At 71.9% G+C, this 17,903-nt stretch carries 16 protein-coding genes and 1 tRNA gene; 7 read left to right on the top strand and 10 right to left on the bottom strand.

Translation table 11 applies throughout. From position 1 onward, the window contains the following. Positions 1-7 precede the first annotated feature (7 nt). The 6 genes from ABZ851_RS26910 to ABZ851_RS26885 all read left to right on the top strand — a co-directional run bounded on the left by ABZ851_RS26910 (position 8) and on the right by ABZ851_RS26885 (position 5,214). Positions 8-622 carry a GNAT family protein gene (locus ABZ851_RS26910; protein WP_336052066.1) on the top strand — a complete coding sequence of 205 codons (615 nt, stop codon included), beginning with the start codon at positions 8-10 and terminating at the stop codon, positions 620-622. Between the two features lie 151 nt (positions 623-773). Beyond that, positions 774-1,823 carry a hypothetical protein gene (locus ABZ851_RS26905; RefSeq protein WP_361132472.1) on the top strand — a complete coding sequence of 350 codons (1,050 nt, stop codon included), beginning with the start codon at positions 774-776 and terminating at the stop codon, positions 1,821-1,823. Between the two features lie 75 nt (positions 1,824-1,898). Next, positions 1,899-1,971, top strand: a tRNA-Ala gene (locus ABZ851_RS26900). Positions 1,972-2,305: 334 nt separating this feature from the next. Further along, a complete protein-coding gene (locus ABZ851_RS26895; RefSeq protein WP_361132469.1) occupies positions 2,306-2,920 on the top strand; it encodes a hypothetical protein in 615 nt (204 codons plus the stop codon). A 52-nt stretch (positions 2,921-2,972) separates the two neighbouring features. After that, positions 2,973-4,652, top strand: coding sequence for an alpha/beta hydrolase (locus tag ABZ851_RS26890; protein ID WP_361132466.1), 1,680 nt, complete (start codon positions 2,973-2,975; stop codon positions 4,650-4,652). A 97-nt stretch (positions 4,653-4,749) separates the two neighbouring features. Then, the gene (locus ABZ851_RS26885; protein WP_361132463.1) at positions 4,750-5,214 is read left to right on the top strand and encodes a hypothetical protein; all 465 of its coding nucleotides are present in this window, start codon (positions 4,750-4,752) and stop codon (positions 5,212-5,214) included. A gap of 7 nt (positions 5,215-5,221) precedes the next feature. Here the strand turns inward: ABZ851_RS26885 and ABZ851_RS26880 are convergent, their stop codons facing one another. From ABZ851_RS26880 to ABZ851_RS26835, 10 genes are all read right to left on the bottom strand, one after another. Beyond that, positions 5,222-8,791 (bottom strand): ATP-dependent DNA helicase, encoded by a 3,570-nt coding sequence (locus tag ABZ851_RS26880; protein ID WP_361132460.1) that lies wholly within the window; start codon positions 8,789-8,791, stop codon positions 5,222-5,224. A gap of 156 nt (positions 8,792-8,947) precedes the next feature. After that, positions 8,948-9,787: an alpha/beta fold hydrolase gene (locus tag ABZ851_RS26875; protein ID WP_361132457.1), complete on the bottom strand. Its 840-nt coding sequence runs from the start codon at positions 9,785-9,787 to the stop codon at positions 8,948-8,950. After that, complete coding sequence (locus ABZ851_RS26870) at positions 9,784-10,215, bottom strand: helix-turn-helix domain-containing protein (protein ID WP_361132454.1); 432 nt, start codon at positions 10,213-10,215, stop codon at positions 9,784-9,786. Before ABZ851_RS26870 ends, ABZ851_RS26875 begins: the two co-directional genes overlap by 4 nt. Positions 10,216-10,309: 94 nt before the next feature. Beyond that, positions 10,310-10,879, bottom strand: a complete 570-nt coding sequence (locus ABZ851_RS26865) for a M23 family metallopeptidase (protein ID WP_336052075.1) — start codon at positions 10,877-10,879, stop codon at positions 10,310-10,312. Between the two features lie 148 nt (positions 10,880-11,027). Then, positions 11,028-12,296 (bottom strand): glycosyltransferase, encoded by a 1,269-nt coding sequence (locus tag ABZ851_RS26860; protein ID WP_361132449.1) that lies wholly within the window; start codon positions 12,294-12,296, stop codon positions 11,028-11,030. 159 nt (positions 12,297-12,455) lie between these two features. Next, complete coding sequence (locus ABZ851_RS26855; protein ID WP_361132446.1) at positions 12,456-13,235, bottom strand: MerR family transcriptional regulator; 780 nt, start codon at positions 13,233-13,235, stop codon at positions 12,456-12,458. A 176-nt stretch (positions 13,236-13,411) separates the two neighbouring features. Beyond that, on the bottom strand, positions 13,412-13,807 hold the full coding sequence (locus ABZ851_RS26850; RefSeq protein ID WP_088798196.1) for a GntR family transcriptional regulator: 396 nt from the start codon (positions 13,805-13,807) through the stop codon (positions 13,412-13,414). 232 nt (positions 13,808-14,039) lie between these two features. Continuing rightward, entirely contained in the window at positions 14,040-15,137 is a 1,098-nt protein-coding gene (locus ABZ851_RS26845) for an ABC transporter permease subunit (protein ID WP_361132439.1), read from the bottom strand. Next, complete coding sequence (locus ABZ851_RS26840) at positions 15,134-16,063, bottom strand: ABC transporter ATP-binding protein (RefSeq protein ID WP_361132436.1); 930 nt, start codon at positions 16,061-16,063, stop codon at positions 15,134-15,136. The genes ABZ851_RS26845 and ABZ851_RS26840 overlap by 4 nt, the downstream gene beginning before the upstream one ends. 133 nt (positions 16,064-16,196) lie before the next feature. Then, a complete protein-coding gene (locus ABZ851_RS26835) occupies positions 16,197-16,685 on the bottom strand; it encodes a GNAT family N-acetyltransferase (protein ID WP_361132433.1) in 489 nt (162 codons plus the stop codon). Between the two features lie 134 nt (positions 16,686-16,819). Between ABZ851_RS26835 and ABZ851_RS26830 the strand changes: the two genes are divergently transcribed. Further along, the gene (locus ABZ851_RS26830) at positions 16,820-17,623 is read left to right on the top strand and encodes an exodeoxyribonuclease III (protein WP_361132430.1); all 804 of its coding nucleotides are present in this window, start codon (positions 16,820-16,822) and stop codon (positions 17,621-17,623) included. The last annotated feature ends 280 nt before the right edge of the window (positions 17,624-17,903 follow it).

Here is a 17,903-nt window from a genome sequence, read left to right as displayed (position 1 = left end):
CTGGCCGGTGATCCTCACGGACGGAGAGGTGACCCTCCGCCCGATAAAGCTGCGCGACCAACGGGCCTGGCGCGAGGTCAACCGCCGCAACCGCGACTGGCTGCGCCCCTGGGAAGCGACCGTCCCGCCGCCCCCGCCCGGCCTCGTCCCGCCGCACCGCCCCACGTACCGTCAGATGGTCCGCCACCTCCGCGCCGAGGCGCACGCGGGCCGGATGCTGCCGTTCGTCGTCGAGTACCGCGGCCGGCTCGTCGGCCAGCTGACGGTCGCGGGCATCACCTGGGGCTCCATGTGCTCCGGCCATATCGGCTACTGGGTCGACCAGGAAGTCGCCGGCCGCGGGGTCATCCCGACCGCCGTGGCGCTCGCCGCCGACCACTGTTTCCGGTCCGTGGGACTGCACCGCATCGAGATCTGCATTCGCCCCGAGAACGTCCCCAGCCGCCGGGTGGTCGAAAAGCTCGGCTTCCGTGAAGAAGGCACCCGCCCGCGCTACCTCCACATCGACGGCGCCTGGCGCGACCACCTGGTCTTCGCCCTCACCGCGGAAGAAGTGCCCGAAGGCCTGCTCAGCCGCTGGCGCAGGGGGAAGCCCAGTACTCCCGGCACCTCCCACAAATAAAATAAATGTTCGAATCCATTCCCTGATTGACCGGATCGGCGGAGACACTGATCTCTACCATCACAAAAAAGTTCGAGATATCAGCCAGATCGTGCGACACACCGGCCCAATTGGCGGATGGCCCCCTGCAAACCCCTCTACCGTGTGAGTTGTGAGAAGCAGCGGCCTCATCTACGCAGTCATCGTCGGGGCCTGGGCCGCCTATCTGGTGCCGATGTGGCTCCGTAGGCAGGACGAGCTCAACGAGGCCCGTCCGACCGAGCGCTTCAGCACCGCCATCCGGCTGCTGTCCGGACGGGCGGCGATGCAGCGCCGTTACGACAAGGCTCACGGGGAGCACCCCGCCGACGATGCGGGCGATGACGTGGACCCGGACGCCCCGGCCGACGAGGCCGCCGCCCGGGCCTTCGGCGACCCCGCCGCGCCGGACCCGGCCGACGCTCCGCACACCAGGGTGCAGCCCACCCCGCCGCGCCCCTCCGCCGCCGAGCGGACCAAGCGCGCCAAGGTCCTCGCCCGCCGCCGGCGCACCACCACCATCCTCTTCCTCACCTTCACCGCGGGCGCCATCGTCGCCGCGGTCGGCGGCCTCCCCTTCCTCTGGGCCCCCGCCCTGCCCGCCGTCCTGCTGACCGCGTACATCATTTACCTGCGCGCCCAGGAGCGGCGGCGCTTCACCTTCACCATGGACCGGCGCAAGGCGGAGGCCGCGGCCCAGCGCCTGCGGGAAGGACGCCGGGCCCGCCCTCAGCAGGCGGCCGACCAGCCGCCCGCCGACGGCCACCCGGCCGACGTCCACGCTGACCTCCCGCCCGACGCGGCTCCGGAACCGCCCCGCCCCGCGACCCCCGCCCACACCGCGGGCCGCCGCGCCCTGGTCGAGGAGACCGACCACGCCGAGTGGGTCGACCAGCAGCGCGAACGCGAACGCCCGCGCCCCGCCGCCGGCAGCTGGGACCCGGTCCCGGTCCCCCTCCCCACCTACGTCACCGCGCCGGTCGCCCCCCGCGCCACCAGCCACGTCGACCTGGACGCCGAGGACGCCTGGAGTTCCGCCCGCTCCAGCGCCGCCCCCGACCACCCCCAGACCGACACCCCCACCCCGGACCGCCCCACCCACCCCGGCCGCCGCACCCGCGGCCGCACCCCCCTCTTCGACCAGTACGAGAACGAGGACCGCCCGCGCGCGGCGAACGAGTGACGGCCCTCCGCTGACCAGCACCGCAAGCGATTTCCGAGCACCGCGACCGAGATGCTAGAGTTTCACTCGTCGCAAGGGCCTGTGGCGCAGCTGGTAGCGCACCTCGTTCGCAACGAGGGGGTCAGGGGTTCGAATCCCCTCAGGTCCACAGCGCGTCAAAGCCCCCACCGGGATGATCCGGTGGGGGCTTTTTCCTGTCGTGCGGCAGTGGTCGTGCGGCAGTGAAGGACGGTAGGTGCGCGGGATCGGCTGATGGCCGAAGGCGCTGGCCCGGGGTCCTTGGTGCCCTCCGTGTCGGCTCCGCCGGCACATGCGTGTGGATCTTCATGGTTATGGCGATCTTGGTGTGCCGGAGCAGCTGCAGGGACGGCGCCTCGGGGCGCACCGGAGTCCCGGTACGCGTACGGTCAACAACCTCCCTCTGTCAACGGGCCGTTGCTATTGTCAGGCGGAAGCTGGATTCAGGGGGGAGGGCCAGGAGAGTGTCGTCCACGACGTCCGTCGATCCGGGGGAACTGCGCGCCGCCGCTCATGCGGAGGACTCGATTTCCGACGACATGACGGACAAGAACCGCAAGGCGATCAGCGCCACCAAGGACGCTGCGGCGTCCCTGCGGGGCTGGTCGTTGTCGCAAGCCCTGCAGGCCACAGCCGACAGCTGGAAGCCGTCTCTGGACGGTATGCGCAGCCGTGCCGAAACCGGTGCCAAAAATCTGCGGACCTGTGCCGACGGGCACGACTGGAACGACAGCGCGACCTCCGAGGACTTCGAGAAATCCGGCGCCCAGACGCAGTCCGCACCGCAGACCATGTCCGCACCCGCAGGACTCGGTGGTCCAGGGGCGGTGGGGTCGGAGGGGCGGCACGCCATGCCCGGTGCCGAAGGCCTGCGCGACAGCCTCACCGCTGACCACGGCATCGGCGGTCCTGGAGCCGTCGGCTCCGAGGGCAGCGCGCCCATCGCGACGCAGCCCGCGTTCCTGGACCGGGGGGACGCGCCGTATCCCGGCCGCGATCCCCGCGCGGAATGGACCGCCGAGGAGATGCGGAAGGCCAGACCCATGCAGACGCCGACCGCCCACTCCCCCTTCGGGTGAGGGATGGATCACCGCACCGTCGGCGTCTGCGTCACCGGGGGAGAAGAGGAAAGTGACCAGCGACTACTTACGACTGCTGAAGCAGGACTTCTCGGACTGTGAGGAGGCGTCGACGGCGTGGCACCGGCTCTCCACCCATATGGACGAGCTCCACGACCGGCACCGGACGAAGGTCACCGGGCCACTGCACTCCAACTGGTCCGGGGATGACGCCGACGCGGCGCTGTTCTACCTCGAAGACCTGGAAAAGCGCTTCGGTATCGTCCGTACCGAAGCGATGGCCCTTTCCGAAGTCATCGCGCTGGCCAGAGCCAAGATGATCCTGGCGCAGAACCATCTGCGCAGCACCGTCAAGGAAATCGAGAGCGAAGGCTTACATGTGGACGACGAGGGCGTCGTCCGTCCGCCCAAGGACCGGGAATCCCCGCAGAAGGGCGAGACCGAGCAGGACCGGTTCGACCTGTTCACCAAGCTGGAGAATTACCAGACAGAGGTCAACGGCTGCGTCGGCAGGGCCAAGCAAGCCAGTGATGAGGCCGTCAAGGCGCTGGACAATCTCGGCGGCGACATTCTGCAGGGCAATATCGACGACTCCGCGGGCGAGGCGCGGGACGACGTCAAGCAGGTCTCCAAAGCTCTGCACACCGACATCGGCAAGCCGTATCCTCCGCACGATCCCAAGGGCGCTGCGGAGTGGTGGAAGAACCTGCCCGAGAGCCAGCGGGAGTCGTACGCGGCCCTCCATCCGGAAATCCTCGGGAAGACCGACGGCCTGCCGTCCGGGGTGCGGGACGACGCCAACAGACTCGCTCTGGACCAAGAGTTGAGCGCAATGGAGAATTACGAGTACCACGACAAGTACTCGGAAGACGATTACAACAAGCGGCTCAATAATCTGCAGACTCTGCAGGCAGAGCTGGACAAGCGCGACAGCGCCACGGGCGACAAGCAGCTGTACGTCCTGGGCTTCGACTCGTCAGGTGACGGGAAAGCCGTTCTCGCGATGGGGAATCCGGACACGGCGGACAATGTCGGCGTCCAGGTGCCCGGCACCGCCACGACCATGGAATCCACCGGTGGGCAGCTGCAACGAGTGGACGCGCTGCGGCGGTCGGCCGAAGGGGCGGACCCGTCGGCGAAGACGTCCATGGTCTACTGGCTCGGCTACGACGCGCCCGAGGTCCCTGTCTCCCAGGCAGGCAACCTGGGTGTCGCCGGCACGGGCCGTGCCGAGGATGCCGCGCCGGACCTGCGGAACTTCACCCATGGGTTACGAGCCTCGCACGAGGGTGAGGGGCGGGCCCATATGACGGTGCTCGGCCACAGCTACGGATCCACGGTGGTCGGAGCTGCCGCCTCGGGTGAGGGTGGCCTGGATGCGGACAGCATTGCCGTTGTCGGTAGCCCGGGGATGACGGTGGACAAGGCAGAGCAGCTCAATATCGACCCCGACCATGTCTATGTCGGACGAGCCCCGGATGACGACATCAAATACGCAGGTGGGACGACGTTGGGCCCGGACCCCGCGGTACCGGGAGGGGTTTTCGGAGGGCATCGGTTCAAGGTGGACACGGAAGGCCACAGCGGTTACTGGGACGAGTCCGAGTCCGGCCCGAGCGAGAGTCTGAGAAATCAGGGCAGGATCATCGCGGGCCAGTCACCCAGTGACGGCCCCAAGCCGCCCCACACGGAACCCATTCCGACGCCGCCCCACCATCGATGGAATTTCTAGGGAGAGGACCATCGGTATCCCGAAGCGCTTCGTCCGGCTCACGTCCGCTCTGCCCGTCTTCCTGATGTCCCTGGCCGTTCTTTTCACCGGAGCCTGCATGTCCCCGCCCCCGAGCGACGATGTCAACAAGCCGCTGCCACGCAAAAGCCGACAGGACGCCCTGGCCTGGGCCAAGCAGTACACCTCGACGATGGCTCACTACGCGGGGGTGGCCATCGGCCATCAATTCGGTCCCCTGGAGAACTTCACGGACTGCGTCGGAAAGCACGACGAGGTGGCTGACGACGGCAGGTACAAACTCACCTACACGGTGTACGCCAAGCTCCCCCGGGACCAGCACATCGCCGCGGCCCGTAAGTTGCGTACGGCGCTGGAGGAACACGGCGTGGAGATCACCGACTTCACCGAGCGTCCGGAAAAGCCCGAGGTCATCATGTACGCCAGACACCCTCACGAGAAGTTCTTCGTGGTGGCGGACACCGTCAAGCCCCCGGACACCCTCCGCCTGGAGGTCAGCACCCCCTGCTTCCTCCCGCCCGGAGCCAAACAGCAGCAGTTCTGACCCGGCGTCACGGTGTCAGGGGCAGGCCCTGGTTCTGACCGGGGGCCAGTGCGGATTGCGGGTCGGTGCCGCCCCAGCCGTCGGGGGTACGCCAGAGGACCTGGACGTGGAAGACGTCGTGGAGGGTGTCGGCGGACCAGTCCTCCGTGGGGGGTTCGGAGAGGACCAGGTAGAGGCTGTCGGCCGGGGTGGGCAGGGTGTGGTTGATCTCCAGGAGGCGGGTCGCTCCTGAGCGGAGGTCTTCGTAGGTGGAGCGGCCGGCGCCCAGGACCTCGTAGAGGAACAGGCCGTCGTCCGTGAGGCAGCTGACGTCGACGAGCGGGGAGTCGGCCGGCTGGAGGTCTGCCCAGAGCAGGGCGGACTTCAGGGCGTAGCGCACCGACTCGTGCTTCTTGCAGGTGCGGTCGGCGGCGGCCGAGGCCTCCAGTGCGCGCAGGAATCCCTCCTTCGTGGTCACGGCCGGTGCGGTGGGAACGTCTGCGTCGGTGGGCACGGGGGCGGATTCCTTCTGTTCGGGCTGAGGCGCGGGGGTGACGGGGATGACGGGGGCGGTGGGGGCGGTTTCGGGGTCCGGGCCGGTGCCGGGCTCGGTGGCGAGGCGGGTCCGGAGCGTTTTCCGGGCTTCGGCCAGGGCCTGGGTCCAGCCGGAGTGCGTGAGGTCGTGCCGCAGCCGGCCGGTGTCCAGGGTGTGGTCCTTGAGCGCGCGGTGGGCGCCCGCCATGAGGTCGCGCAGCACGCCCAGACGGTGTCGGTCCGGGGAACCGAGCACACGCCGTACGTCCACCCAGTCCGCCTGTTCGCGGCGGAGGACGCGGTGGGCCATGCCCTGCAGATCGGACAGGCGGCTGCGGGCGTCCTGGGGGACGCTTCCGTCACCGGTCAGCAGTTCGTCGAGCACGTCGAGTGCCGCCGCGTAGCGTTCCGCCATCGTGGGGGAGAGGGGCTTGCGGCCGCGCTGGTCGGTGGTGAGCACGCTCTGGTTGGTCTCGTTGGCGAAGACCCAGCAGTCCAGTTTCTCGCCCCGCCGTGGGGGAGCGGAGCCGTGCCGGACGGTCAGGACCAGCGGGCGGTCGATCTCGGGGGCCAGTGCTTTGACCTTGTAGCGGCCGCCCGGCCCGGGGCCGATGACCCGTACGCGGATGTCGGTGCCGATCTGGGGGACGGTGACGTGTGCGGTGCCGGATGCGGCTTCGACGGCCTCTGCCGCCTCGACGGCTTCGACGGCCTCGGCGGTTTCGGGGGCTTCGGCTGCTTCGGTGCTGGGTGCTTCGGCGGGTTCGAAGGGGGCGCCGGTGTCCGTGCCGAGGGTGCCGTCGGGGTGCGTCAGGAGGTCCGGGAGGGCGGAGGTGTGGAGCACCGTCAGGCTCTGGGTGCTGCGGGTGAGAGCGATGTAGAGCTGGCGGGGGCCGGCCGGGCCGCGGTCGGCGATGGTGGCGGGCTCGACGACCAGGACGTGGTCGTACTCCATGCCCTTGGTCTGGGCGGCGGCCAGGACGGAGACCGTTTCGCGGCCTTGTCCGGTGAGGCCGGCGCGCTCGTCGAGATGGCGGCTGATCTCGTCGAGCCAGCCCGAGTCGTCGGGGACGATGACGGCCACGGAACGCGGGGTGGTCCCGTCGCTGGTGCCCACCAGGCGGGTGACCTGGGCGGCGGTGTCGTCCAGAAGCTTCCACGGCTCGGTCGCCAGGGTCCGTACGGCGTCGTCGCCCGCCTCGCGCACGGCCTGCGGGTAGGGCAGGGCCGGGGCGACCGCACGGGCGAGGGGCGCCACGAACTCCATGATCTCCGCGGGCACGCGGTAGCTGGTGGTCAGCTCGGCGACGCGCCAGTCCCCGTGGTCGGACAGCAGCGTGCCGAGGCGGTCCCAACTGGTGTGGGTGTGGGGGCCGGTGGCCTGGGCGAGGTCGCCGAGGACCGTCATGGAGCCGCCCGCCGCACAACGGCGGCGCAGTGCGCGGGCCTGCATGGGGGTGAGGTCCTGCGCCTCGTCGACGACGATGTGTCCGTAGCGCCGCGGGATCTCCCCGGAGATGAGGAACCGGAGTTCTTCGAGGCAGACCTGGTCGTCGAGGGTCCACGGGTCGGCATCGGCGGTGGCGGCGCGGGGGCGGTGCAGGGCCGCCTGTTCCTCGTCGTCGAGGAGACCGGCGGCGCAGGTGGCCAGGAGGCCGGCCGAGTCGTAGAGCGTGCGCAGGGCCTCCCTGGCGCCCGGCGAGGGCCAGATGCGGTCCACGAGCCGTTCGACCCGGCGGTTGCGTTCCAGGTCGCGGCGGATCGTACCGCCCTGCCCGCGGCGCGGGGCGATGGCGGCGAGCTCCTGCAGCAGGCGGTCGACGAAGAGGCTGCGGAAGCGTTCGCGGCGTTCCCGGTAGGCGCCGTCGCCGCCCCGCGCCTCGTCGAGGAGGGCGAGGACTTCGCTCCGCGGGACGCGCAGGGTCGTGCTGCCGGCGGTGACCACGACCGCGGGCTCGTCGCCCTCGAAGGAGGGGGCGGTGGTGAGGTCGTCGAGGACTTCGGGCCGGCAGTCGTTCTCGACCCGGCGCCGCAGGACGGCCGCCATGCGCTCGTCCGACTTCACCAGCCGCGCCGACGGGGTGTCGGTGCCCGAGATCTCGCCGTCCCACAGGCGGGTCAGCTGGACGGCGTTGACGTCGCGCGTGCCGAGGGTGGGCAGGACCTGTCCGACGTAATCGAGGAACCGCTGGTGGGGGCCGATGACGAGGATGTCCTGGGCCTTGAAGTGGTCGTTGTTGACGAGCCAGGTCACGCGGTGCAGACCGACCGCGGACTTGCCGGTGCCCGGACCGCCCTGCACCACGAGGATGTCGGAGGGGGAGCCCGTGACCAGGTCCATCTGGTCCCGGCGGATGGTTTCGACGATGTCCCGCATACGGCCGCTGCGGGACCGCTGGAGCTCCCGCAGCAGGAAGTCGTCCGGCTGGAGCGTCGTACGGCGCCGGCGGCGGGCGGCATCGCCGGGTGTACGGGACGGCGGGCGCTGTTTCCCCGGCGCCGCGACGGGGGTCTCGGGCGTGGCCGCCGGCCGGGAGTCGTCCGCGGCCGGCCGCGGCGCCGGGACGGGTGGGGGCGAGGTGGGCGCGGTGGGTAATACGGGGGCCGCGGGAGCCGGCGGAGCCGCCCCGGCGATCTCGTCGAAGTAGCCCTCGACCACCCGCTGCGCACAGCGCAGCTGCCGTCGCAGGCTCACCTCGCCGGGCGCCTCGGGACGCGCCTCCAGCCACTTCTTCGCCAGCGGGCTGGTCCACAGCAGGACCACCGGTTCGTTCACGGCGTCGCGCACGCCGCGTCGCCCGATGTACCAGGGGCGGTGCTCGCCGCCCGGCTCCTCCGGTGCGTCGACGCGGGAGAAGACCAGCGACTCGTCGCCGAGCCCGTCGTATGCCTCGGCCCGCGCCTCCGCGTCGATCCGGTTGGCGATGCTGTCCTTGCCGCTCGCCGATGCCGTGGCGGCCGACGTCCCGCTCATCTGGGCCAGCCGCGCGCGGTAGCAGTCGTAGGCGTGGTCCACCGCCTTCTGCTCGACAGCGATGACCTCGTCGCGTGTGGTGGCGCTCATGTGCTTCCTCCCTGCGGCGTCCAGGGGATGCCGCTACGGGCCTGCGCCCGTACCCCGTTCACATAACTATCAGAGAAGGGATGATGACGAATGGTCATCGCATCAGTTCCTCGGACCGGCTCTGGCGGAGGGGCAGTTGAGGGCGCCGCCGGAGGGTCAGCCGCGGAGAAAGGCCAGGACGGAGGCGGTCTGGCCGAGGAGCGCGTGTCCGGCGCCGGGCAGCAGGTTCACGGTCGCGTGCGGGGCGCAACGGCGCATGCGCCGGGCGGTCCGGGCGGAGTCGAACAGGGCGTCGCGGGCGCCGGCCGTCACCAGTACCGGCATCGTCAGGCGGCGCAACGCGCTGTCGGGAAACACGGGAAGCCGCTCCGTGCGCGGCTTGAAGTGCCGGAAGGTCAGCATCACATGGTCGAGGAGGTGCCGGGTCTGCGGCGTGTCCAGGCCCGTTGCGGCCCGCGCCGACCGGAGCGCTCCCCGGCGTCCGAACGGGCGCAGGAGCAGGAAGGTGAGCACCACGCCCCACTTCTGTCTCCCCACGCCGCCGGGGCACAGCAGGCCCAGGCGGGTCACCCGCTCCGGCCGGCGGGTGGCGTAGTCCAGTGCCAGCCAGCCGCCGAGCGACATCCCGACGATCGCGGTGTCCGTGATGCCGAGCCCCTTCAGTACGTCGTCCAGCCACCGCGCGGGGGCGTCGGAGGCGAGGGGCGGGCGGGACGGTGCGCTCCTGCCGGGCTCGCCGATGACGTCGACGGCGTAGGTGCGGAAGTGCCGGGACCAGGCTGCGATGTCGTCCTGCCACACCGTCGTGTTCGCCCCGCTGCCGTGCAGCAGCACGAGGGGCGGGGCGTCCTCGGGGCCGGAGGCGATGACGAAGGTCTCGCCCTCACGGGTCGGTAACCGCAGGTGCTCGGCGGCGACCGGCCAGGCCCGCAGCGCCTCCTGATAGCGCCGCCGGATCTCGTGCGCGCCGGCCTCGGACCGGTAAATCGTGCTCATGACGAGAGCACCCCCTCCACGTAGTCGAGCAGCCGGGCGGTGGCTCCCAGGCCGCCGAGCACAATGATCTTCATCCGGGCCCGCTCCCGGTCGTAGGCCGTCTCGATCCGCAGCGGCTCGTCCCCCGGCCGGCCGTTGGTCGCCGAGCCCACCAGGAGGATGGTCAGGCGGTCGGCCGTCTCGGCGCTGACCCCGTCGATCTCCACGATGCTCGACACCTCGGCATGCCGCTGCCGCCCGTCGGTGTCGCCCGGGGGCGCCGGCACCGGACGGCCGGTGAACGCCTCCAGGTCCTCGTGCGCGATCCGGTACTGCTTGCCGATCCGGACCGCGGGGAGCCGTCCGTCCCGTACATAGCCGCGGATGGTGCGTACGTGCAGGCCGAGGCGTTCGGCGACTTGCTCCACGGAGTAGAAGTGCTCGCTCACGAAATTACCTTAACCTTCCCTGTGTCGCGATGGAATAGGGAATGTTAGGGAAGTTTGAGGAGTGGTGGGGTGAGTGGGGGAGGCCGGAAGAGGGTCAGCGGGTGAAGGAGCGTGCGGTGAGGCGGACGCCGTGTCTGGCCAGGTAGGTCAGGGGGTTGATGTCCGAGCCGTAGCGGCGGTTCTTGCGGACCTCCAGGTGGAGGTGGGGGCCGGTGACGCGGCCGGTGGCGCCGCTGTAGCCGAGGCGGGTGCGGGCGCGGACCTTCTGGCCGGGGCGGACGGTGATGCGCGAGAGGTGGCCGAAGAGGATGTAGCGGCCGTCGTTCATCCGGATCGTCACGGCCTTGCCGTAGTCGCCCGATCTCCGGGCGAGGACGACGGTGCCCGAACCCACGGACCTGACCCGGGTCCCGGAGCGGACGGCGAGGTCGATGCCGGTGTGGTGGCCGGCGCGCCAGTGGCCGCGGGCGCCGTAGGGCGAGCTGATGCGGTAGTGCGCGGTCGTGGGGTGGGTCCACTTGCCGGAGCGGGTACCGGCGGCGGTGGGCGCGGCGGCGTGGGCCCCCTGGGAGGCCGTCAGCGTGAGGACGCCGCCCATGGCCGCCGTGGCTATGGCGTGGAGCAGCATTCTGCGGAGCGGGGGGCGGATGCGGAATGGGGTCATGTGGCGAGCCCACGCCTTGTGGCGGGTGGTCGCATCCCGGGGCGGGCCGCCGGGCCGCCGAACGGGTGGAGGTTGGCCGGGCGGGTGAGGCTCGTTGGGCCGGGCGGCCGGATGGGGAGGCGCGGCGGTGCGGGGCGGGCGGGTCGCCTCAGGAACCGAGGCGTTCGACCGCCTTGAGGACCTGGCCCGCGCCGTCCTCGGCGGCGAGGCGGCGGGCGGCCTCGGTGGCGTGGTGGCGGCGGTCGGGGGCGGCGGTGGCCTGGGTGAGGGCGTGGGCCAGACGGTCGACGGCGTGGCCGGCGGACAGGTCGGCGAAGGGGATCGGGGCGGTGGCCGCGCCCAGCCGGGCCAGGCGGGCGGCCCAGAAGGGCTGGTCGGCGGTGACCGGGACCGGGACGGTGGGGACGCCTGCGCGCAGCCCCGCGGCGGTGGTTCCGGCGCCGCAGTGGTGGACCACGGCGGCCGTCCGGGGGAAGAGGAGGGCGTGCGGGACGTCGCCGAGGGTGAGCAGGTCGTCGTGCCCGGGGGTGTGCCGGGTGGTCAGCCCGGCCCAACCGGACTGGAGGATGCCGCGGAGCTTGGCGCGGCGCAGGGCGGCTGCCGCGAGGGCGCTCAGGCGCTCGCCGTCGCCACTCGCCATGCTGCCGAAGCCGAGGAAGACCGGGGGCGGGCCCGCGGCGAGGAAGTCCTCGACGACGGGCGGGAGCTGGGCGTCCGGTGCGTGCCAGGGCCACCAGTTGCCGACCACGTCCAGGCCGGCCCGCCAGTCCGCGGGGCGGGGCACCAGGACCTCGCTGAAGCCGTGCAGGACCGGCCGGCCGGCGGCTTCGGCGCGGCGGCGGGCCGCGCGGGCGGTGGCGGGCGGCAGGCCGAGGCGGGCGCGGAGATCGCGGGTCGCGTCCGCGTAGAGGCGGTCGACGATGCGGAGCGACAGGCGGCCGGCGGCGCGGTTGCCCAGGCGGCCCAGTGAGCGGCCGCCGCTGACGACCGGGGCGAATTCGCCGGTGGGCGCGCCGGGTACGAGGGGCAGGTCCAGGTACGGGATGTTCATCGCCTCGGCGAGGTGGTGGCCGAGTGGCGCGGTGGTGGCGGAGAGCAGGAGGAGGCCGGTGTCCGGGTGGGCGGCCTCGGCGATTCCGCCGCCCAGTTCCTCGATGAAGGCGGCGGCCCGGCGCATGAGGGCGCGTTTGCCGGCGGGGGCGGCGGGCTGGGCTTGTCCGGCGGCGTCGGGGCGGCGGGTGCGGGGGTCGGCCGGCAGGCGGCGGAACTCCAGGCCGGCGGCCCGTACCAGGCCGGCGTAGGTGTCGTGCGTGGCGAGGGTGACCTCGTGGCCGGCCGCGCGGAGCCGGGCGCCGAGGCCGGTGTACGGGGCGATGTCGCCGTACGATCCGGCGGCGGTGATCAGGATGTTCGTCATGGAACCGGCCTTCTTGGACAGGGAGGGAGTCAGGGAGGAGGGGGCCGCGGCACGGTGGGGCAGGGCGGCGCGGTCCGGGGGGCGCGGGGCAGACGGGAGTTCGGTGGCAGGCCCCGGTGGGGCCCGGAGGGGGAGTCCTAAGGGGCCCCTGGGGAATCCCTAGGACGCCGGGGATTGGCGTACCGCGTTGGCGTGCACGGCGGTGCGCACATACGCGGCGAGGCCGGGCCGCTGTTCGCTGGGCGGGACGACCAGGGCGAACGCGCGGGGGTCGGCGGCGAAGTCGTCGGCGATCCGGCCGTGCATGTCCGTGGGGCAGGGGGTGAACCAGCGGGTGATGTGCCGGCGCTGTTCCTCCGCGAGGTCCATGGCGCGCTCGCCGTCCGCGGGCTCCCCGGCGTCGAAGGCGGCGGTCAGCCGCCGGCGCCAGTCGGCGTGCTCGGCCATGAGGGTCGCCCAGTCCTCCTTGGAGTGCGCGGCGGCCCGCGCCATCGAGCGCTGGTGGCCTTCGAGGTGCTGCCACTTCAGACGGGCCTCGGTGGCGTAGGTGAGGTCGAAGGCCAGCTCGCCGAAGACCTCGAAGCGCTCCTCGGGGGTCAGGTGTACGCCGGTCTCCTGGACCTTCATGGCGTTCTCGGCGACCTCGACCAGCCGTTGCAGCTTGGCGATCTGGTCGTTGAGGCTGCGGTGCCGGGCGCGGAGGTGTTCGAGGGCGTTGGCCTGCGGGTCTTCGAGGATGGTGGCGATCTCGTCGAGGGGGAAGCCCAGTTCCCGGTAGAAGAGGATCTGCTGCAGCCGGGCGAGGTCGGCGTCGCTGTAGAGGCGGTAGCCGGCGGCGCTGCGGTCGCTGGGGGAGAGCAGGCCGGCCTTGTCGTAGTGGTGCAGGGTCCGCACCGTGATGCCCGCGAATCCGGAGACCTGCCCGACCGAATAACTCATCGCAGCGCCTTTCGTCCCGTCCGTCCGGCCGGCCCGTCCTTCCCGGTGGGGTGCCACCGGTGGCGGGCCGTGCCGCCCTTCAGGGTGGAACCTGACGTGGGGTGAGGGTCAAGCGGGGCGGGGTCCGGGGACGGCGTCGGCCCCGCCCGGTGCGCCGCCCGCCCGCGTCGTCCGGTTCAGCCCTGCGGATACCGGTCCTGCAGCACCGAGTTCATCAGCGCCTGGACGTCCTCCCGGTCCAGCCCCTCCGCGCGGGCCCGGTCCACCCAGGAGCGGAGCTCTTCGCGCAGCAGGGCGTCCGCCGCGGACTCCGGGCGGGCGAGCGTACGGCTGACGAAGGTGCCGAGGCCGGGGCGCGGTTCGACCAGGCCCTCGCGCTCCAGTTCGCGGTAGGCCTTGAGGGTCGTGTTGGGGTTGACCTTGGTCGTGGCGGCGACCTGCGCGGCGGTCGGCAGCCGGTCGCCCTCCACCAGGATGCCCAACCGCAGTGCCTGCTGGACCTGTTGGACGATCTGGAGGTAGGTGGCTACGCCGCTGCGGCGGTCGATGCGGAATTCGACGACGCTCACCACCTCTCTGCTGCTTTCACCGGTGCCGCCCCGCGGGCCGCGGTTACCACCCTGTGGGCCGCGGGTGCCGCTCCGTGGGCCGCGGGTGCCGCCCTGTGGGCCGCCGGGACCGTGCTGCCCGACCGCTTGATGATCGGCCCGGCCGTGCCGGGTGTCAAAGCGCCGCCCGGGGCGTTCCCCGTACGCGCGCAGTCCACGGGCCGCCGCCCGCACCGTCCGCCGCGCGCCGCGCCGTTCAGAGCGGCCGCCGGTGTGCCCGCCAGACGGCGCACGCGAGGACCACGGCCGCGAGCGCCAGCAGAATCCCCGCGCCCAGCCACTGCATCCCCGCCATCTGTCCGTAGTCGAAGTACTGGGTCACCCGGTTGACGATGCCCAGTTTGGCCCGGCAGGCCTCCGCGTCGCCGGTGGTGCAGGTGCCGAAGCCGTAGAGCGTGCCGTCCGCGGTGGACACCCAGTCGTCGATCCGTACGGAGGCGGCGGGCAGCGACGGGCCGTCGCCGTCGTACGGGTAGCTGACGCTGCGCAGCGTGCCGAGGAGGGCGCGGACCTTTTCGTCCCAGATCACGGAGGCGACCACGGAGAGGACGGCGGTGGCCGCCATCGCCGCCGTCACCCGCCTGATCAGCATGCCGAGGGCGATACCGCAGGACGTCAGGAACAGGGCCGTGGCCACCGGCACCGGTCCGGTGGTGTCGAAGGCGCCGCTCTCCAGCCAGTCGCCGTCGGCGACCAGGGCGTGGGCCGGGGACCACAGCCAGGTGAAGGCGGCGGACAGCAGGGTGGTGCACAGCACGACGAGGGCCAGCGGCAGGCCGAGCGTGGCGGCGAGCCAGCGGCCGCGGCTCGCGGACTGGGTGGTGACCAGCTTGAGGGTGCCGCGCTCCTGCTCGGCCGCGATCAGCGGTGCGCCGAGGAACAGGCCGGTGAGCAGAGGCAGGAGCCGCAGGAACTCGACATCCCGGCTGAACATCGTGCCGAAGGCGTTCTGGAACTCCTGGGACACCTGGCTCCCGGCGCCCGCCGAGGCGCCGTTGGTGTGCAGGAAGTCCATCAGGCCGATGCGCTGGTAGGCGAAGGTGGCACAGCCCGCGACGGTGATCAGCAGGCCGGTGCGCAGCAGCGCGCGGTGCCGGCGCCAGACCAGCCAGGGCAGGCCGTGCAGCGGTCCGCGGCGGACCGCGGCCGCGGGGGCGGGGCCGCTGCCGGTCTCCGCGTCCGCAGCCGTGCCCGTGCCTGCGTCCGCAGCCGTGCCCGTGCCTGCGTCCGCAGCCGTGCCCGTGTCCGCGGCCGGGTCCGTCCCGCCCGGTGTGACGGTGCCGGTCCGGCTCACGCGGCGGCCTCGTGCGGTCCGTCGGTGCGGGCCTCGTCCGCGATCAGGGTGGGCGCGTCGGGCGAGCGCAGGTAGGCGAGCAGGACTTCCTCCAGGCTCGGTGTCAGGGAGTCCCAGCTGTCGGAGAGCGGGCCGTGCGGCCGGACCAGGGCGCTGAACTGCCGCCCGGTGACCCGGGATTCGACCACGGTGTGCTGCCGGCTCAGCTCCTCGGGGACCCCGCCGTCGGCACCGGCCACGCCCGTCACCAGCTGGTGCGCGGGCACCAGCTCGTCGGTCTGGCCGGCCATCCGCAGCCGGCCCTCGGCGAGCACCAGGAGGTAGTCACACATGACCTCCATCTCGGCGAGCATGTGGGACGACATCAGGACCGTGGTGCCGTGCTCGGCGGCCTCGGCCATCAGCAGCCCCGACAGCTCGTGCCGGGCGAGCGGGTCGAGGTCGGACATCGGCTCGTCGAGCAGCAGCAGCTCGGGCCGCTTGCCGAAGGCGAGGGCGAAGGCGACGCGGGTGCGCTGGCCGCCGGAGAGGGTGCCGATCCGGGCGCTGAGCGGCACCTTCCCCGACCGTACGATCCGCTCGGCCAGAGCCTGGTCCCAGCGCGGGTTCAGCTCACGGCCCAGGCGCAGCGTCTCGGCCACGGTGAAGCGCGGGTAGAGCGGCTTGTCCTGGGCGAGGAAGGCGACCCGCTGCAGGACGGCGGGGTCGGAGACCGGGACGCCGAACAGCTTCAGGGTGCCGGTGGTCGGCTGGACCAGCCGGGTCGCGGTGCCCAGGAACGTGCTCTTGCCCGCGCCGTTCGGTCCGACGAGTGCGCAGATGTGGCCGGCGGGAAGCCGGAAGGAGCAGTCCCGCAGCGCCCAGCCGCGGCGGTACTTCTTCCCCAGTCCTTCGGCCTCGATGGCCCATGGGCTCGCGTCACTCACCCGGATCCCCCCTTTAGCTAGTTGATTAGTGGAATGAGTATGGGGAGCGGCCCGGACGCCTGTCAACAATAGTCGGGGCCCGCTCGTGCCCCCGCGCGGGCGGGGAGGCCGGCACGCGTCGGCCCGGTGTCCCTCAGGCGCGCTCCACCAGCGATTTCGTCATGCACCGGCTGTCCTTGTAGGTCCGGTACAGCCCGAACTTCTTCTTGGCCATCACATAGCCGCTGGAGGCGTACAGCTCCAGTGCCTCGGGCTGCTTGGTACCGGTCTCCAGCACCATCCGGGAGCGCCCCGCGGCCCGCGCGTCCGCTTCCAGGGCGGCCAGGATCCGCCGGGCCAGGCCCTGCCCGCGCGCCTCCTGGAGCACGAACATCCGCTTGATCTCGGCGTCGCCGGTCTCGTACCCCTCCGCCGCGTCCTCCTGCAGCCGCCATCCGCCGGTGGCCAGCGGGCGGGTGCCGTCGTACGCGATCAGATACGTGCCCCGCGGCGGGGTGAACATCTCGGGGGCGAGCGGGGTGATGTCGCCGTCGTCGCCGTAGCGCCGGGCGTACTCCTGCTGCACCAGCGCGTCGAGGGTGACCGCGTCGGGGTGGTCGTAGCGGACGGGGCGTATCTCCATTCCAGAAATCGTACGGGCGGGCGGGCGCCCGGCGCGATGAGGTCCGGGGATGGGTATCGTGCCGGGATGCTCGCCGCAACCACCGTCAGTGTGTGGGGCAGCCTCCTCCCGCCTGCGAAACCAAGGAGCATGTTGTGCTCACCGTGACCACCGTGAATGTGAACGGGCTGCGCGCCGCGGCCAAGAAGGGCTTTGTCCCGTGGCTGGCGGGGACCGCGGCCGATGTGCTCTGCCTGCAGGAGGTGCGGGCCGAGACCGCTCAGCTCCCGGAGGAGGTGCGCCGGCCCGCGGGGTGGCACACCGTGCACGCCCCCGCGGCGGCCAAGGGCCGGGCCGGGGTCTCGCTCTACACCCGGCGGGAGCCGGAGCGGGTCCGGGTGGGATTCGGGTCGGCGGAGTTCGACGACAGCGGGCGGTACGTCGAGGCGGACCTGCCCGGTGTGACCGTCGCCAGCCTCTACCTGCCCTCGGGTGAGGTCGGCACCGAGCGGCAGGACGAGAAGGAACGCTTCCTGGCGGAGTTCCTGCCCTACCTCGTCGGCCTGCGCGAGCGGGCCGCGGCGGACGGCCGTGAGGTGGTGGTGTGCGGGGACTGGAACATCGCCCACCAGGAGGCCGACCTGAAGAACTGGAAGGCCAACCGGAAGAAGGCCGGCTTCCTCCCGGAGGAGCGCGCCTGGCTGACCGATGTCCTCGACGAGACCCGCGGCGGCTATGTGGACGTCGTACGCGGCCTGCACCCGGACACCGAGGGCCCGTACTCCTGGTGGTCCTACCGGGGCCGCGCCTTCGACAACGACGCGGGGTGGCGCATTGACTACGCCATGGCCACGCCCGGTCTGGCGCGGCGTGCGGTGAAGGCGTACGTGGAGCGGGCGGCCGGCCATGACCAGCGGTGGTCCGATCATGCGCCGGTGACGGTCGTCTTCGATCGCTAGGGCCTGTCGTTTGGATCATGCCGGGCTCGCGGGGTCTGGCACGCACTCCCCCACGCCTGAACGGCGCGGGGGGACCCCCATCCGCGTTGTCGTCACTCGCCGACGCTCCGCGTCGACTCCCTCCTCCGCCTTGCAGCTGCACGCACCAGACCCCGCTCCCTGATCCGGCCTGATCCAAACGACAGGCCCTAGCTGTGTTGTCCGGAGAGGTTGGTGACGCGGCTGGCTGGGGTGTGGCCGCTGATTCCGGTGTGGGGTCGGTGGTAGTTGTACCAGTGCA

Source organism: Streptomyces sp. NPDC047049 (assembly GCF_040643995.1).
GTDB lineage: Bacteria > Actinomycetota > Actinomycetes > Streptomycetales > Streptomycetaceae > Streptomyces > Streptomyces mooreae.
Note: the sequence above shows the minus strand (reverse complement) of the source record. Positions and strands in the feature narration are given on the sequence as shown.

What these genes read in the sequence shown, in the direction of transcription:
- ABZ851_RS26855 (WP_361132446.1), bottom strand. Translation starts at nt 13,235, where the DNA reads ATGAGTTATTCGGTCGGGCAGGTCTCCGGATTCGCGGGCATCACGGTG.
- ABZ851_RS26880 (WP_361132460.1), bottom strand. Translation starts at nt 8,791, where the DNA reads ATGAGCGCCACCACACGCGACGAGGTCATCGCTGTCGAGCAGAAGGCG.
- ABZ851_RS26875 (WP_361132457.1), bottom strand. Translation starts at nt 9,787, where the DNA reads ATGAGCACGATTTACCGGTCCGAGGCCGGCGCGCACGAGATCCGGCGG.
- ABZ851_RS26835 (WP_361132433.1), bottom strand. Translation starts at nt 16,685, where the DNA reads ATGGAGATACGCCCCGTCCGCTACGACCACCCCGACGCGGTCACCCTC.
- ABZ851_RS26885 (WP_361132463.1), top strand. Translation starts at nt 4,750, where the DNA reads ATGTCCCCGCCCCCGAGCGACGATGTCAACAAGCCGCTGCCACGCAAA.
- ABZ851_RS26860 (WP_361132449.1), bottom strand. Translation starts at nt 12,296, where the DNA reads ATGACGAACATCCTGATCACCGCCGCCGGATCGTACGGCGACATCGCC.
- ABZ851_RS26865 (WP_336052075.1), bottom strand. Translation starts at nt 10,879, where the DNA reads ATGACCCCATTCCGCATCCGCCCCCCGCTCCGCAGAATGCTGCTCCAC.